General features: G+C 61.9%; 17 protein-coding genes. 12 read left to right on the plus strand and 5 right to left on the minus strand.

Translation table 11 applies throughout. The features are described 5' to 3' along the window. Positions 1-190: 190 nt before the first annotated feature. From AC0NIE_RS18050 to AC0NIE_RS18080, 7 genes are all read left to right on the plus strand, one after another. Positions 191-1,987: an acetolactate synthase 3 large subunit gene (locus AC0NIE_RS18050; protein WP_473485303.1), complete on the plus strand. Its 1,797-nt coding sequence runs from the start codon at positions 191-193 to the stop codon at positions 1,985-1,987. A gap of 90 nt (positions 1,988-2,077) precedes the next feature. Next, complete coding sequence (ilvN, locus tag AC0NIE_RS18055; protein WP_123151908.1) at positions 2,078-2,650, plus strand: acetolactate synthase small subunit; 573 nt, start codon at positions 2,078-2,080, stop codon at positions 2,648-2,650. A gap of 150 nt (positions 2,651-2,800) precedes the next feature. Next, on the plus strand, positions 2,801-3,397 hold the full coding sequence (locus AC0NIE_RS18060) for a LysE family translocator (RefSeq protein ID WP_473485304.1): 597 nt from the start codon (positions 2,801-2,803) through the stop codon (positions 3,395-3,397). Positions 3,398-3,642: 245 nt separating this feature from the next. After that, complete coding sequence (nthA, locus tag AC0NIE_RS18065; protein WP_473485305.1) at positions 3,643-4,242, plus strand: nitrile hydratase subunit alpha; 600 nt, start codon at positions 3,643-3,645, stop codon at positions 4,240-4,242. Next, positions 4,239-4,898 carry a nitrile hydratase subunit beta gene (gene nthB, locus AC0NIE_RS18070; RefSeq protein WP_473485306.1) on the plus strand — a complete coding sequence of 220 codons (660 nt, stop codon included), beginning with the start codon at positions 4,239-4,241 and terminating at the stop codon, positions 4,896-4,898. Before nthA ends, nthB begins: the two co-directional genes overlap by 4 nt. Then, positions 4,885-5,250, plus strand: a complete 366-nt coding sequence (locus AC0NIE_RS18075; RefSeq protein ID WP_473485307.1) for a nitrile hydratase accessory protein — start codon at positions 4,885-4,887, stop codon at positions 5,248-5,250. The genes nthB and AC0NIE_RS18075 overlap by 14 nt, the downstream gene beginning before the upstream one ends. A 143-nt stretch (positions 5,251-5,393) precedes the next feature. Beyond that, positions 5,394-6,521 carry an ATP-dependent DNA helicase gene (locus AC0NIE_RS18080; protein WP_473485394.1) on the plus strand — a complete coding sequence of 376 codons (1,128 nt, stop codon included), beginning with the start codon at positions 5,394-5,396 and terminating at the stop codon, positions 6,519-6,521. Positions 6,522-6,557: 36 nt separating this feature from the next. Here AC0NIE_RS18080 and AC0NIE_RS18085 read toward each other — a convergent pair whose 3' ends face one another. Continuing rightward, positions 6,558-6,962 (minus strand): SpoIIAA family protein, encoded by a 405-nt coding sequence (locus tag AC0NIE_RS18085; protein ID WP_473485308.1) that lies wholly within the window; start codon positions 6,960-6,962, stop codon positions 6,558-6,560. Between the two features lie 112 nt (positions 6,963-7,074). Between AC0NIE_RS18085 and AC0NIE_RS18090 the strand changes: the two genes are divergently transcribed. Then, the gene (locus AC0NIE_RS18090; protein WP_473485309.1) at positions 7,075-7,815 is read left to right on the plus strand and encodes a pyridoxine 5'-phosphate synthase; all 741 of its coding nucleotides are present in this window, start codon (positions 7,075-7,077) and stop codon (positions 7,813-7,815) included. Between the two features lie 103 nt (positions 7,816-7,918). Continuing rightward, on the plus strand, positions 7,919-9,838 hold the full coding sequence (locus tag AC0NIE_RS18095) for a potassium transporter Kup (protein WP_473485310.1): 1,920 nt from the start codon (positions 7,919-7,921) through the stop codon (positions 9,836-9,838). A 54-nt stretch (positions 9,839-9,892) separates the two neighbouring features. On the opposite strand, the gene AC0NIE_RS18100 is transcribed toward AC0NIE_RS18095, so the two are convergent. Continuing rightward, the gene (locus tag AC0NIE_RS18100; RefSeq protein WP_473485311.1) at positions 9,893-10,783 is read right to left on the minus strand and encodes an SDR family oxidoreductase; all 891 of its coding nucleotides are present in this window, start codon (positions 10,781-10,783) and stop codon (positions 9,893-9,895) included. Between the two features lie 136 nt (positions 10,784-10,919). Between AC0NIE_RS18100 and AC0NIE_RS18105 the strand changes: the two genes are divergently transcribed. Next, entirely contained in the window at positions 10,920-11,330 is a 411-nt protein-coding gene (locus AC0NIE_RS18105; protein ID WP_473485312.1) for a winged helix-turn-helix transcriptional regulator, read from the plus strand. Positions 11,331-11,439: 109 nt separating this feature from the next. Here the strand turns inward: AC0NIE_RS18105 and AC0NIE_RS18110 are convergent, their stop codons facing one another. After that, entirely contained in the window at positions 11,440-12,150 is a 711-nt protein-coding gene (locus AC0NIE_RS18110) for a glutathione S-transferase family protein (RefSeq protein WP_473485313.1), read from the minus strand. A gap of 1 nt (position 12,151) precedes the next feature. Then, complete coding sequence (locus AC0NIE_RS18115) at positions 12,152-12,457, minus strand: Rieske (2Fe-2S) protein (RefSeq protein WP_473485314.1); 306 nt, start codon at positions 12,455-12,457, stop codon at positions 12,152-12,154. A 99-nt stretch (positions 12,458-12,556) separates the two neighbouring features. Here AC0NIE_RS18115 and AC0NIE_RS18120 point away from each other — a divergent pair, with 99 nt between their 5' ends. Beyond that, positions 12,557-13,015: a MarR family winged helix-turn-helix transcriptional regulator gene (locus AC0NIE_RS18120; protein ID WP_473485315.1), complete on the plus strand. Its 459-nt coding sequence runs from the start codon at positions 12,557-12,559 to the stop codon at positions 13,013-13,015. 37 nt (positions 13,016-13,052) lie between these two features. Here AC0NIE_RS18120 and AC0NIE_RS18125 read toward each other — a convergent pair whose 3' ends face one another. After that, positions 13,053-13,328, minus strand: coding sequence for an anthrone oxygenase family protein (locus AC0NIE_RS18125; protein WP_473485316.1), 276 nt, complete (start codon positions 13,326-13,328; stop codon positions 13,053-13,055). A 107-nt stretch (positions 13,329-13,435) separates the two neighbouring features. On the opposite strand from AC0NIE_RS18125, the gene AC0NIE_RS18130 reads away from it, so the two are divergent. Beyond that, the gene (locus tag AC0NIE_RS18130) at positions 13,436-14,128 is read left to right on the plus strand and encodes a TetR/AcrR family transcriptional regulator (protein ID WP_473485317.1); all 693 of its coding nucleotides are present in this window, start codon (positions 13,436-13,438) and stop codon (positions 14,126-14,128) included. Positions 14,129-14,133: the final 5 nt, after the last annotated feature.

Consider the following 14,133-nt stretch of genomic DNA (forward strand, 5'->3'; position numbering starts at 1 on the left):
TTCTATTGTCCGCCACCATGAAAACGGTACTCATTCTCGTAGTAGGAAAGCGCGTGGGCAAGGCGGTGTAACCGCCGGGCGAAAACCTCCCATGCGCAGACACAGGCTCCCTCGGGGGCCTTTTTTATTGCCCGAAACACGACTAAACGACCAGCAATCGCCCGATGGCGGACAGTACGGGACCAGACCGATGAGCAGTGGACGGAACGAACGGCGCGAAATGCCAAGAACCGAAATGACTGGCGCCGAAATGGTGGTGCAGGCGCTGAAGGACAATGGCGTCAAGCATGTTTTCGGCTATCCGGGCGGCGCGGTTCTCCCGATCTATGATGAAATCTTCCAACAGGACGAGGTCGAGCACATCCTCGTCCGTCACGAGCAAGGCGCGGGTCATGCGGCGGAGGGCTATGCGCGCTCGACCGGCCAGGCCGGCGTCATGCTGGTGACATCGGGGCCGGGAGCCACCAACGCGGTGACGCCGTTGCAGGATGCGCTGATGGATTCGATCCCGCTGGTCTGCCTGACCGGTCAGGTGCCGACCTCGCTGATAGGCTCGGACGCGTTCCAGGAGTGCGACACGATCGGCATCACGCGCCCCTGCACCAAACACAATTGGCTGGTGAAGGATGTCAACGAGCTCGCGGCAATCATCCACGAGGCCTTCCACGTCGCGACGACAGGACGCCCCGGTCCGGTCGTCGTCGATATCCCGAAGGACGTGCAGTTCGCCAAGGGCATCTATGTGCCGCCACAGACGGCGCCGCGCACGAGCTATCAGCCTAAGGTCCAGGGCGATCTGGAAAAGATCAAGGCGGCGGTCGAGCTGATGGCCAACGCCAAAAGGCCGATCCTCTATACCGGCGGCGGTGTCATCAATTCCGGCCCGGAAGCCAGCCATTTGCTGCGCGAGCTGGTCGACCTAACCGGCTTCCCGATCACCTCGACGCTGATGGGCCTTGGCGCCTATCCGGCTTCGGGCAAGAACTGGATGGGCATGCTCGGCATGCACGGCACCTATGAAGCCAACATGGCGATGCATGATTGCGACGTCATGATCGGCATCGGCGCGCGCTTCGACGACCGCATCACCGGCCGGCTCACCGCGTTCTCGCCGAACTCGAAGAAGATCCATATCGATATCGATCCGTCGTCGATCAACAAGAACGTCCATACCGATGTGCCTATTATCGGCGATGTCGGCCGGGTGCTGGAGGATCTGGTGCGGCTGTGGCGTGCGACCGCCAAGGCCGACAAGAAGGCGCTGCACCCGTGGTGGGAGCAGATCGCGAAATGGCGGGCTCGGGATTCGCTTGCCTACAAGATGAACCACGATGTGATCATGCCGCAATATGCCGTCCAGCGGCTCTACGCGCTGACCAAGGACATGGACACCTACATCACCACCGAGGTCGGCCAGCACCAGATGTGGGCGGCGCAGCACTATCATTTCGAGAAGCCGAATCGCTGGATGACCTCCGGCGGGCTCGGCACGATGGGCTACGGCCTGCCCGCGGCGCTCGGTGTGCAGATCGCGCACCCGGATGCGCTGGTCATAGACATTGCCGGCGACGCCTCTGTGCAGATGACGATGCAGGAGATGAGTGCCGCGGTGCAGCACGAAGCGCCAATCAAGATCTTCATCCTCAACAACCAGTATATGGGCATGGTGCGGCAGTGGCAGCAGCTTCTGCACGGCAACCGGCTGTCGCATTCCTACACCGAAGCGATGCCGGATTTCGTCAAGCTTGCCGAAGCCTATGGCGCCCACGGCATTCGCTGCGAGAAGCCGGACGAACTGGACGACGCAATCAAGGAAATGATTTCGGTGAAGAAGCCGGTGATTTTCGACTGCCGGGTGGCGACACTTGCCAACTGCTTCCCGATGATCCCGTCGGGCAAGGCGCATAACGAGATGCTTCTGCCTGACGAGGCGACGGACGAGGCGGTGGCCAACGCCATCGACGCCAAGGGCAGGGAACTGGTGTAACGCCTAACGCTCAAGCCGAGGCAGGGCTGTCGGAAGAAGCAGTGTGGAAACAGAAAAACAGTTCAAAAGTTTGAAATCGAGATTCATGTCATGAACGCACAGCTTCAACCGACCGGCTCGGCCTACTTCATCGCCAAGGAAACTGAAAAGCCGGAGACTCACACGCTGTCCGTGCTGGTCGATAATGAGCCGGGCGTGCTTGCCCGGGTCATCGGCCTGTTTTCCGGGCGCGGCTACAATATCGAGAGCCTGACGGTCTCCGAAACCGAACATGAGAAGCATCTGTCGCGCATCACCATCGTGACGCGCGGCACGCCGCATGTGCTGGAGCAGATCAAGCACCAGCTCGAGCGCATCGTGCCGGTGCACCGTGTCGTCGATCTCACCGTGCGCTCGCACGAGCTCGGCCAGGAACGGCCGCTGGAGCGAGAACTCGCGCTGGTGAAAGTGGCCGGCACCGGCGAAGGCCGCGTCGAGGCGCTGAGGCTGGCCGATGCCTTCCGCGCCAGCGTCATCGACGCCAACACTGAGCATTTCATCTTCGAGATCACCGGCAAAGGCTCCAAGATCGACCAGTTCATCGCCATCATGAAACCGCTCGGCCTGGTCGAAATCTGCCGCACCGGCGTGGCGGCGTTGAACCGCGGCCCGCAAGGGATGTGATCATCCGGCGCTTTGGGTCCAGTGCTCTGGCACCGCCCGTATTTATTCTGTCGGCTTGATCCTGACCTTCTGGCCCGGCTGCCGCCGTGAGGTGGCCTTTGTGCGTCTGAGGTAAAAGGACAATATTGCTGACCTGCTTGGGAGAAGCCAATGACCCTCGATGCGTTCCTTGCCTTGCTGGTCTATGCCTTCGTGACCTCGATCACGCCTGGTCCGAACAACTTCATGCTTCTGGCTTCCGGCGTGAATTTCGGTTTCGCCAAAACCATTCCGCACATGCTGGGCATCAGCATCGGCTTCCTCGTGCTGTTGCTTGCCGTCGGCTTCGGGCTGGGCGCGGTGCTGACTGCGTTTCCGGTGCTGCACACCGGATTGAAGATCGCGGGCGGCGTCTACCTGCTCTATCTCGCCTCGAAGATCGCCGTGTCGCGTTCGCTCAGCAGCAAGGGCGAGGCCAAGTCGCGACCGATGCGGTTCATCGATGCGGCAGCGTTCCAGTGGGTCAATCCCAAGGCGTGGGTGATGGCGATCACCGGCATGGCCGTCTATGCCATTCCGGAGCATCCGTTTCTCTCGGTGGCGTTGATCTCGATAGCCTTCACCGTCGTCAATTTGCCGAGTGTTTCGGTGTGGGCAGGCTTCGGCATGGCGCTGCGCGGTTTTCTGTCGGACCCGGTGCGGCTTAAATGGTTCAACATCGCCATGGGCGTGCTGCTGGCAGCGACACTGTGGCCGATGCTGCGGTAGTTGTCGCTTTGTTGTGCACTGCCTTCGGCGCCTTCTATTCTATTTGGTGAAACCGCGGCACGAGGCTGCGAGTTACACCAGATATGACCACCGAACCACGGCGTGTCGAAGGCTTCTTGACGTTGCAAGGCGAGCCGCAGAGGGCGGTAGCGGAATAGAAGCCGCAAGGTCGTCGGTGCGCCCGATGTCTGCTGGCCCAAGCCGTGGCGCTTGCGGTGGAATGCTTGCAGCCGTAATTTACGGCCATGTCCCATAACCACGACAACGAACTTGATCCTTTTGCCGCCCGGGTGCGCGCGCTGGAGACGATCCTCACCCAAAAAGGACTGATCGATCCGGCCGCGATCGACGTGATCGTCGACACCTATGAGACAAAAATCGGCCCGCGCAATGGCGCCAAGGTGGTGGCGAAGGCATGGGTCGACCCTGACTTTGCCGTTTTGCTGAAACGCGACGCGACGGCGGCGATTGGCTCGCTCGGCTACACCGGCCGGCAGGGCGAGCACATGCAGGCCGTGTTCAACACGGCGGACACGCACAACCTCGTCGTTTGCACGCTGTGCTCCTGCTACCCGTGGTCGGTGCTCGGCCTGCCGCCTGTCTGGTACAAGGCGCCGCCCTATCGTTCGCGCGCGGTCATCGATCCGCGCGGCGTGCTCGAGGAATTCGGGCTGATCTTGCCGGCAACGACAAAGATCCGGGTGTGGGATTCTACCGCCGAGCTGCGTTACCTGGTCGTGCCGATGCGGCCGAAGGGCACCGATGGCTGGAGCGAGGAGCTGCTGGCGGATCTGGTGACGCGCGACGCGATGATCGGCACCGGACTGGCGCGGGAGCCGGCATGAACGGGCCGCAGGATCTTGGCGGGCAGATGGGGTTCGGGCCGGTCGCAGCCGAAAAGGACGAACCCTATTTCCATGCCGCCTGGGAAAGGCGGGCGCTTGGCGTGACCTTGTGCGCCGGCGCCATGGGCGCCTGGACCATCGACGAGAGCCGGCATGCGCGGGAATCGCTGCATCCCTTCGACTATTATGGCTCCAGCTACTACGAGATCTGGATCAAGGCGCTCGAAACCTTGCTGAAGCGGCATGGTTTTGTCAGCGACCGTGATCTGGCCGCGGGCAAGGCGGTCGATCCTGCCGCGACGCCAAAGCGGGTGCTGAGGGCCGAAAACGTGTCTGATGTGTTGGCTAAGGGCGGCCCCTGCGACCGGCCGGTTGCCACGCCGGCGCGGTTCAAGGCTGGCGACCTCGTGCGGACGAAGAATTTCCATCCGACCGGCCACACAAGGCTGCCGCGCTACGCACGCGGCAAGCAGGGCGCCGTCGAGGCGGTGCGCGATGGTTTTGTCTTCCCCGACGCCAATGCGCACGGCCAGGGCGAAAACCCGCAATGGGTCTATACGGTGGTTTTTGACGGCGCGGAGATCTGGGGCGCCGGCGCCGACCCGACGCTGACAGTGTCGATTGACGCCTGGGAGAGCTATCTTGAGCCGGCGTGAGGCGAAGTCAGTCACCGCCACGCTGCCTGCTGGCGTCGATGCGCCGGTGTTCGCAGAGCCATGGCAAGCGGAAGCTTTCGCCATGACCGTTGCGCTGCACGACAAGGGCCTGTTCTCCTGGAGCGAATGGGCAGACGCCTTGTCCGTCGAGGTCAGGAAACCGGGTGTCGCAAGCGATGGCCACGATTATTACGAGCACTGGCTCGCGGCGCTGGAGAATTTGCTGTCGGCCAAAGGCGTTGCCGGCAAGGGCGACGTCGATGCGCTCGCTGCCGCCTGGGAACGCGCCGCGCATGCGACGCCACATGGCAAGCCGATCCTGCTCGAGAACGATCCCAGCCCGACCGGCTAGGTCGTGGCGGCTCGACTTCGTTCTCTTTACGTTCCGCCCTCTGCCTGATAACTTGCGTCATTGGCGGTGCGGCCCGCTGCCGACGAACTTGGTTAATGGCCGTCGGCCTTGTCTTTCCCTCGCGAATCCGGTCTCTCGCGCTGATGGAATTCTCTCCTCAACAGGACGACGCGCTGAAAGCCGTCGCCACCTGGCTCAAGGCCGGAAAGCCGCAGCTCTTCCGGCTGTTCGGCTATGCCGGCACCGGCAAGACGACGCTGGCGCGCTATTTCGCCGAGCATGTCGACGGCCAGGTGCAGTTCGCTGCCTTCACCGGCAAGGCGGCGCAGGTGCTGCGTTCCAAGGGCGCGGTCAATGCCCGCACCATCCATTCGCTGATCTACCGGCCGAAGGGCGAGGAATCGGTGGCGGACGAGGTGACCGGCAAGACCTTGATATCGCCGACCTTTTCGCTCAACCGGCAGAGCCCGATCTCGCGGGCGAAGCTCGTGGTCATCGATGAATGTTCGATGGTCGACGAGCAGCTCGGCCGCGACCTGATGAGTTTCGGCACGCCGATCCTCGTTCTCGGCGATCCCGGCCAGTTGCCGCCGATCTCGGGCGGCGGCTTCTTCACCGACCATGAGCCGGATATTCTGCTCACCGAGATCCACCGGCAGGCGCGCGACAACCCGATCATCCGGCTGGCGCTCGACGTCCGCGAGGGTCGCGAATTCATGCGCGGCGATTATGGCACGGCGCAGGTGATCGGCAAGGAAGACGTCACCCAGGAACTGGTGCTGAAGGCGGACCAGGTGCTGGTCGGCACCAACAGGACGCGGCGTCGCTATAATCAGCGGCTGCGCGAGCTGAAAGGGTTCAATGCCGACTACCCTCAGGCCGGCGACAAGCTCGTCTGCCTGCGTAACGACCCGGCCAAGGGATTGCTCAACGGCTCGCTGTGGAAGGTGATGACCTCGTCGCGCGAGACGGTGAAACCCGGCATCAATTTACTGGTCTCACCGGAGGAGGACGATCCGGACCGCGGCGTCGCCAAGATCAAGCTGCTCAAAGCGGCGTTCGAGGACCCGGACGCCGATATTCCCTGGCAGCAGAAAAAGCGCTTCGACGATTTCGACTATGGCTACGCGCTGACCGTGCACAAAGCGCAAGGCTCGCAGTGGAACGAGATCGTGCTTTTCGACGAAAGCTGGGCGTTCAAGGAAACCCGCCAGCGCTGGCTCTATACCGCGATCACGCGCGCGGCCGAACGGCTGACGATTGTCAGATAGGCTGATCGGGCCAGCAGCCATGGGACTGGTACTGCGTCAGCGTGGGGCCAGCGGTCTGGCGCCGAGCCATTCCCAGGCGGATGCTTCGTCTTTTGCCTCGAAATGCCTGATCTCGACGGGCGAGGAAGCAGGCAGCAAGCTCTGTGCGCTGGGTACCCAGTTCGGCTCGCCGACCGCAGCACAGCGGCCGACATGCTCCACGGCATGGGCCGTGCCCTGTTCAAGCGTTTCGTCCGATACATCGACCCAATCGACGCCATCATGGTCGATCAGGCGCACCAGCACGTCGATTTTCGGGTGCAGCGCGTAAGCCGCCTCCAGCAAACCGAACAGGTTTTCCGCGTCGGCCGCCGTGACATGGCCGACGACATCGATGGCGAACAGGTCGTCGCGGTCGGTGTCGATGCGGCGAACCGCCGGCACGGCTTCAAGATAATTCACGGGTCTTCCTCTTGCTGGATATTATACGTCCCTCTGGAACACCGGAAACCCCCTGTCTGTTCCCGCCAAAGGCGGTATAGATGGCCGCAAATACATCCGGACCCGAGAACCCATGCCTGCAAAACTCTCCGTCAATCTCAATGCCATCGCCATGCTGCGCAACCGGCGCGACCTGCCGTGGCCAAGCGTCACCGGGCTCGGACGCATCGCACTTGCCGCGGGCGCGCATGGGCTGACCGTGCATCCGCGGCCCGACGAGCGGCACACCAGGCATTCCGACCTGCCGGAGATCAGGGCATTGATCGACGACGAATTCCCCCAGGCGGAGTTCAACATCGAGGGCTATCCAAGCGAGGATTTCCTGGCGCTTGTTGAAAAGCACCAGCCGGAGCAGGTGACGCTGGTGCCCGACGACCCTGCCCAGGCCACCTCCGACCATGGCTGGAACTTCGCCGCCGAGGCGGCGTTTCTAACACCGATCGTCAAGCGCCTGAAAAAGGGAGGCTTTCGCGTATCGTTGTTTTCCGACCCGGATCCGGCAGGCATGAAGGCCGCGCGCGATACCGGCGCCGACCGGATCGAGCTCTACACGGGGCCGTATGGCAGCTTTCATTCCGATTCGGCAAAAGCGGCAAAGGAGCTGGAAAGATTGGGAAAAACCGCGGATGCAGCGCTTGCCGCCGGACTTCGGGTCAATGCCGGGCATGATCTGGTGGTGAACAACCTGCCGGCATTGGCAAAACGCATCCCGGCATTGGCCGAAGTGTCGATTGGACATGGGTTGACAGCCGATGCGTTGGAGTATGGCATGGCCGGGACGGTCAAAAGATTTCTGAAGGCCTGTGGGTGGTAGGGATGGAAGCCTCGCTTTGCGGACATGGCAGCCATCACGTTGGGGCACTTGATATTGCATCGCAGCAAGCGTAGAGCACCGCCCGCTTATCGGAGTGTTGTCCATGGCCCTTACCAACAGTGGTAGTGAGGCAGAACCAGTCGAACAATCGAGCCATCCTGAGGTCGAAAAGCACAGCACCAAGGTTCTGATGCTGGGCGCGCTCGGCGTGGTCTATGGCGATATCGGCACCAGCCCGATCTATGCGTTTCGCGAGGCGTTGCGCGCTTCGGCTGGCGGCAACGTTGCCGACCGCGGCCATATCCTTGGCGTGCTTTCGCTGATCATCTGGTCGCTGATGATAACCGTCACCGTCAAATACATCATGTTCGTGCTGCGCGCCGACAACCGGGGCGAGGGCGGCACGCTGTCTCTGATGGCGTTGGCACGCGGCAGCTTTCCGGCACACTCAGCGGCGATCCTCGGCATCGGCATCGTCGGCGCGGCTCTATTTTTCGGCGACGCAGTCATCACCCCGGCAATTTCAGTGCTATCGGCGGTCGAGGGCATGAACGTCGTCACCCCTACCTTCCAGCCCTATGTCGTGCCGCTGACACTGGTCATTCTGGCGATCCTGTTTGCGGTCCAGCGGTTCGGAACCGGCGGCGTGGGATTGGTGTTCGGGCCCGTTACCGCGCTGTGGTTCCTGGCCATCGGTCTTTCCGGCCTCAACCACATCATGGATGACCCGGAAATCCTGCTGGCAATCAGCCCGCATTATATCGTGTCATTCCTGGTCAACTCGCCCGAAGTTGCCTTCGTCACGGTTGGTGCGGTCTTTCTCGCCGTCACCGGCGCCGAGGCGCTCTATGCCGATCTCGGCCATTTCGGGCGCAACCCGATCGTGCTTGCCTGGCTGGCGGTAGTGTTTCCTTGCCTGTTGCTCAACTATGTCGGGCAAGGCGCCTTCGTGCTGGCGAATGGCGGTGTCGTCGGTCATCCCTTCTTCGAGATGAACGAAGGCTGGATGCTTATCCCGATGGTGGTGCTGGCGACGGCGGCGACCGTGATCGCCAGCCAGGCGGTGATCTCCGGCGCCTTCTCGCTGACCAGGCAAGCAGTACAGCTCAACATGCTGCCGCGTTTCGTGATCCTGCATACGTCGGAAAAACAGTCGGGCCAAATCTACCTGCCGCGCGTCAACCTGCTGCTGGCGCTGGTGGTGATGCTGCTGGTGGTCGGCTTCGGGGAATCCAGTAGACTGGCCTCGGCTTACGGTATTTCGGTGACCGGCAACATGCTGGTGACGAACATACTGCTTTTTGTCGTCATGACGCGCATCTGGAAATGGCCGCTCGCCGTCGCGATCGCCTTGATGGCGGTGTTCGTCTTCATCGATACCGGCTTCTTTGCAGCCAACATCGTCAAGGTATTCGAGGGCGGCTGGGCCTCGCTTGCCATTGCCGCAGTGATCGTGATGACCATGTGGACTTGGATAAGAGGCACCAGGTATCTGTTCGACAAGACCCGCAGGAATGAGATCCCGCTCGATTTCCTTGCCGGCAATTTGTTGAAGAAGAAGCCGCAGCTGGTGTCCGGTACGGCCGTGTTCCTGACCAGCGATCCCGCCAGTGCGCCGACCGCGCTGATGCACAGCCTGAAGCACTACAAGGTGCTGCACGAACAGAACGTCATCCTCTCGGTGGTGACGGCGCAGCAGCCCGTCGTGCCCGACAGTGACCGGGTCAAGATGGAAACGATCAACGATCTGTTCATGCGGGTGACGCTGACCTTCGGCTACATGGAACAGCCCAACATTCCGCGTGCGCTGGCGATCTGCCGCAAGCAGGGCTGGAAGTTCGACATCATGACGACCTCTTTCTTCCTGTCGCGGCGCTCGCTCAAGGCGTCACCCAATTCCGGCATGCCGGTGTGGCAGGACAAGCTGTTCATCGGGTTGGCGCGCACGGCAGCGGATGCGACCGAGTATTTCCAGATTCCGACCGGACGTGTGGTCGAGATCGGGACGCAGGTAGCAATCTAGAAAAAGGCCGTGCCCTGTCGAAGGGCACGGCCGTTGTCGGAACCTTCGCGGCGTTCAGCCGGCCAGAGCTGACTTGTTCGCCTCGAGGAAATGCCTCAACGATTTCGGCTTTTTGCCTGAAAGTGTCTCGATCGCGTCGGTCACCATGGCGATCCGCCCGGAGCGCGTGTTGGTGTCGAAGGAAGTGACGACGGGGGCAAAACCTTCGGGAACGCCGGCAGCCTTCAGGCCCTCGGTCAACGCCTCATCCGAAAGCTGAACGACCTCGATGGGCTTGCCGGTGACGTCGGTCACCAGGGTCGCGATCTCGGCGACAGTGTAGGCCTGCGGACCCGTCAGCGTGTATGTGGTGCTTTCAGTAGCGCCCGAGGCAAGGCCGGCGGCGATCGCCGCGGCCATGTCGTCACGAGCGCCATGGGCGATGCGGCCGTCGGCCGCCGATGTGTACCACTGCCCCGAGGCAATGGCGTGCGGCAGCGACATGAACAGGTTCTCCTGATACCAGCCGTTGCGGAAAATCGTGTAGGGGATGGCGCTCGCCTTGATAGCCTGCTCGGTACCGTAGTGATCGCCCGCAAACAGCACCGGCGATCCCGGCTCCGGATTGGGCATCGAGGTGTAGAGCAGATGTGAAACGCCGGCCTTTTTGGCAGCTGCGACTGCATTCTCGTGCTGCTTGAGGCGCTTGCCCCCAAGGTCGATCTCGCCGGTCGAGATGATCAGGACCCTGCCGGCGCCCTTGAATGCCTCGACGAGCGACACCGTGTCATCGAAATCGGCTTGCCTGATGGCAACGCCGCGCGTCGCCAGGTCGGCGAGGTTTTCCGGATTACGGGTGGCGGCGATGATGCGTGCGGGCGGAACCTTGAGCGTGTCCAGCAGATGATGGATGACGCCGCGGCCGAGCTGGCCGGAGGCGCCGGTGACGAGAAGGGTTTCGGTCATGGGAAGTCCTGTCGTTGCGCCGGGGCGGCGGGTGCTTATATAAGTCTCAAAAAGAGACCAGCACTAAAATAGGAATTGATCTATCCTCGTAAAGAAGGCAGTTTTGCGGGAGGTAGGCAGGCGCAGGGAACCAGCGATGGACAGCAAAATCGTTAGTCTGAGATCGAAACTCGAGATTTATAAAGCGGGCAGCGGCGGGGCCAACATTGCGGACTGTCCGGTCCGCGATGTGATCCAAGGCATCAGCAACAAATGGAGTTCGCTGCTGATGATGGCGCTGGCAGAAAAGCCGTACCGGTTCGGCGAATTGCGGCGGCTGGTACCCGATATTTCACAGCGCATGCTCACCCAGACGCTGCACGATTTACAGCGCGACGGTTACGTCCATCGCGAGGTGTTCCCGACCAAGCCGCCGAGCGTCGAATACAGTCTGACCGATCTCGGACGCTCGATGTTCGGACCCCTGCACCAGCTGCTCCAGTGGGCCGAGCTCAATCATGGCGCTGTGCGCGACGCGCGGAACGCATTCGACGCTACCGAGACCTAACTATCAATGCCGGAGTGGCAAACGCCAAGCGCGACGGCTTGATTTGGCGATACCGCTGAAGGATCGATGGTGGCTGGAACCGCGGTCGATCCGTTCAGGCGGATCGGTATCAAGGAAGGGCGGTGGCCGCCTCGTAGCAGCGGGTGAGGTTCGAAAGATGTGAACCCTTCGCTTGCAGGAATGCATGAAGGCGCTGTGGGTAATCCGGGGCGACAGCGTTCTTCACCGACTTGCGTTCGTGCAATCCCTTCCGCCAGGCCTCGACACGCGGCTTTCCGCTCAGGATGCCGAACTCGCCGATCCGATCGAAGGCGTCGAAATAGCGGAAGATTGGTCCATAGACAGCATCGACCAGTGAAAAGCGCTCGCCGGCAAACCATGGCCCAGCTCGGCCAGCCGTCAGTTCTATTTCGAGACGATCGAACATTGCCGACAGACCTTCGCTTTCGGCAAGGAAGGCGACCTCGGTCGGTGCGGAATAGAGTCGACCGATTGCGTTGAGGATGGCCGAGCCGAACTCGATCCAGGCGCGATGCCGTGCGCGGGCCAGCGGGTCGGCAGGGTGGAGTGGGTTGGCCAGCGTTTCCTCAAGGAATTCGAGGATGACCGCCGATTCGAAGATCGCGGTTTCCTCGCCATTCTGCTGCACGCGCAGCAGCGGTACCTTGCCGAGCGGCGATATCGCCTTGAACCAGGCCGGCTTGTTGGCGAGATCGATGGTGAGGCGTTCGAACGGCACGTCCTTTTCGGCGAGCGAAATCGCCGCGCGCTGCACATAGGGACATAGGGGATGGCTGACGAGAGCGAGCTTGTCGGTCATTTCATTCTCCCCAGACATAGTTCAACGCGCCGTCCTCGACGCGGGTGGAGAGGAACATGAGACGGGAGCCTTTGGACGCCGGGCCTTCGACCCGATCCCCGCTCGCCATGTCGAACGAGGCGCCATGCCACTGGCAGACCAGCTTGCCGTCCTTGCAGTCGAGCGGCCCACCGAAATGCAGGCAGACATTGGCGGCGGCGCGGATACGCTCGCCGCTGCGGTAGACATGGACTTCGCGGCCGAAGAATGGAGCGATCAGGCTGCCCGTCTCCGGGATGTCGGCGATCTTGCAGATTTCATGTTTCATAGCAGTGCCTTCCGATATGAATGCAGTTGCATCTATATAGATGCATTTGCATTGATCGTCAAGCTTGATGCAATTGCATCTATCGCCTATGCTGCAACCATGACGGAGCAAACCAACCCTTCGCCGGCGGCCATCAAGGCCTGGGCCCGCCTGATGCGCGTTTCGCGCCAGCTGGTGGAAAGAGCCGAAGACGCGCTGAAGGACAGCAGCTTACCGCCGCTTGCCTGGTACGATGTGCTGCATGAGCTTGCCGAAGCCGGCGAGGGCGGCTTGCGGCCATTCCAGCTGATCGAGCGCACCCTGTTTGCGCAATACAACATCTCCCGGCTGCTGGCGCGGCTCGAAGCGGACGGGCTGGTCGAGAAGCTCAGGGTTGCCGATGACGGGCGAGGACAGACCATCCGCATTACTGAGAAAGGGCGTGAGACGCGCCGCCACATGTGGGCCGTCTACGGACAATCGATCGCGGAACTGGTCGGTGCCAAGCTTTCCAATGAAGACCTGGAAACCTTGTCGGCTCTGCTTGGGCGGCTGCGTCATCCGGCCATGCTGGAGTGATGTGGCCCATTGGCGCTGAAGATCGGTTGCGGCGACGTCAGGCACTTCCCCGGAGGAACGCCAGTGCCGCCAGCACGCCAAGCATGACGCGAACCAGGTGCAGATTGCCCCATTTGACGATCAACGCCCGGGCCTGCGGATTGGTGCCGGCCGCGTCCATCGCCTCCAGCAATCGGTTTGTCGGCATCATTGCGATCAGCGTCCATGGCCCGGGCAGGATGATCAACACCGCCCCGATGAGATAGGCGAGACTACCGGTCTGCCACCAGGCAACGACACCAAGAACACATGCGATGACGGCTATCGACGTCAAAAAGCGGAGATAGGGCTTGCACCGGGTCCGACAATACATCATAGACATGCCGAACCGTAACGTACGGTACGGCCCTGGCTGCCGCCGTTATCGAGCAGGAAAACAGCTTGTTGCAGGCAACCGTCGACATCGACAACGGCGAAGCGCTGACGGAGCGGCAGAAAGCCGTGCTCGATGCCGCACTTCGCCTGCTGGTCGAGGAGGGCGATCAGTTGACCATGACCGCCGTGGCGCGGCGGGCGAGCTGTTCCAAGGAAACGCTCTACAAATGGTTCGGCGATCGCGACGGGCTGTTGACGGCAACGGTGCAATGGCAGGCCTCGAAGGTGCGCGTGCCGCCGGTCGACGGCAAGGGGCTTACCCTTGCTTCGCTGACGGTGAGCCTCGCACGCTTCGCTTCGGACTGGCTCAAGGTGATTTCGAGCGACACCTCGATCGCGCTGAACCGCGTCGCCATTGGCCGTGCTGGCTCGGGGAACGACGATCTTGGCGCCATCGTGCTGGAGAACGGCCGCTTCGCGCTGGCCAGGCGCCTGAAGCCGGTGCTGGAGGCCGGCCGGCAGGCCGGGCTTCTCGAGTTCTCCGATGCCGAAGCGGCATTCCGCACCTTTTTCGGGCTGGTCGCCCGTGACGTGCAGATTCGCCTTCTGCTCGGCGACCGGCTGGAAATGACTGATGCGGCGATCGGCGGCGATGCCGTCCGGGCGACGCAGCAGTTTCTCGCTCTTTATGGAGCAAAAACCGGGCCGCAAGGCCCCCTAGAGCCGGATGATTTCAGGTCAAGTCGACCTGAAATCTGAATCCG

It is taken from the genome of Mesorhizobium sp. WSM4842 (assembly GCF_055901575.1).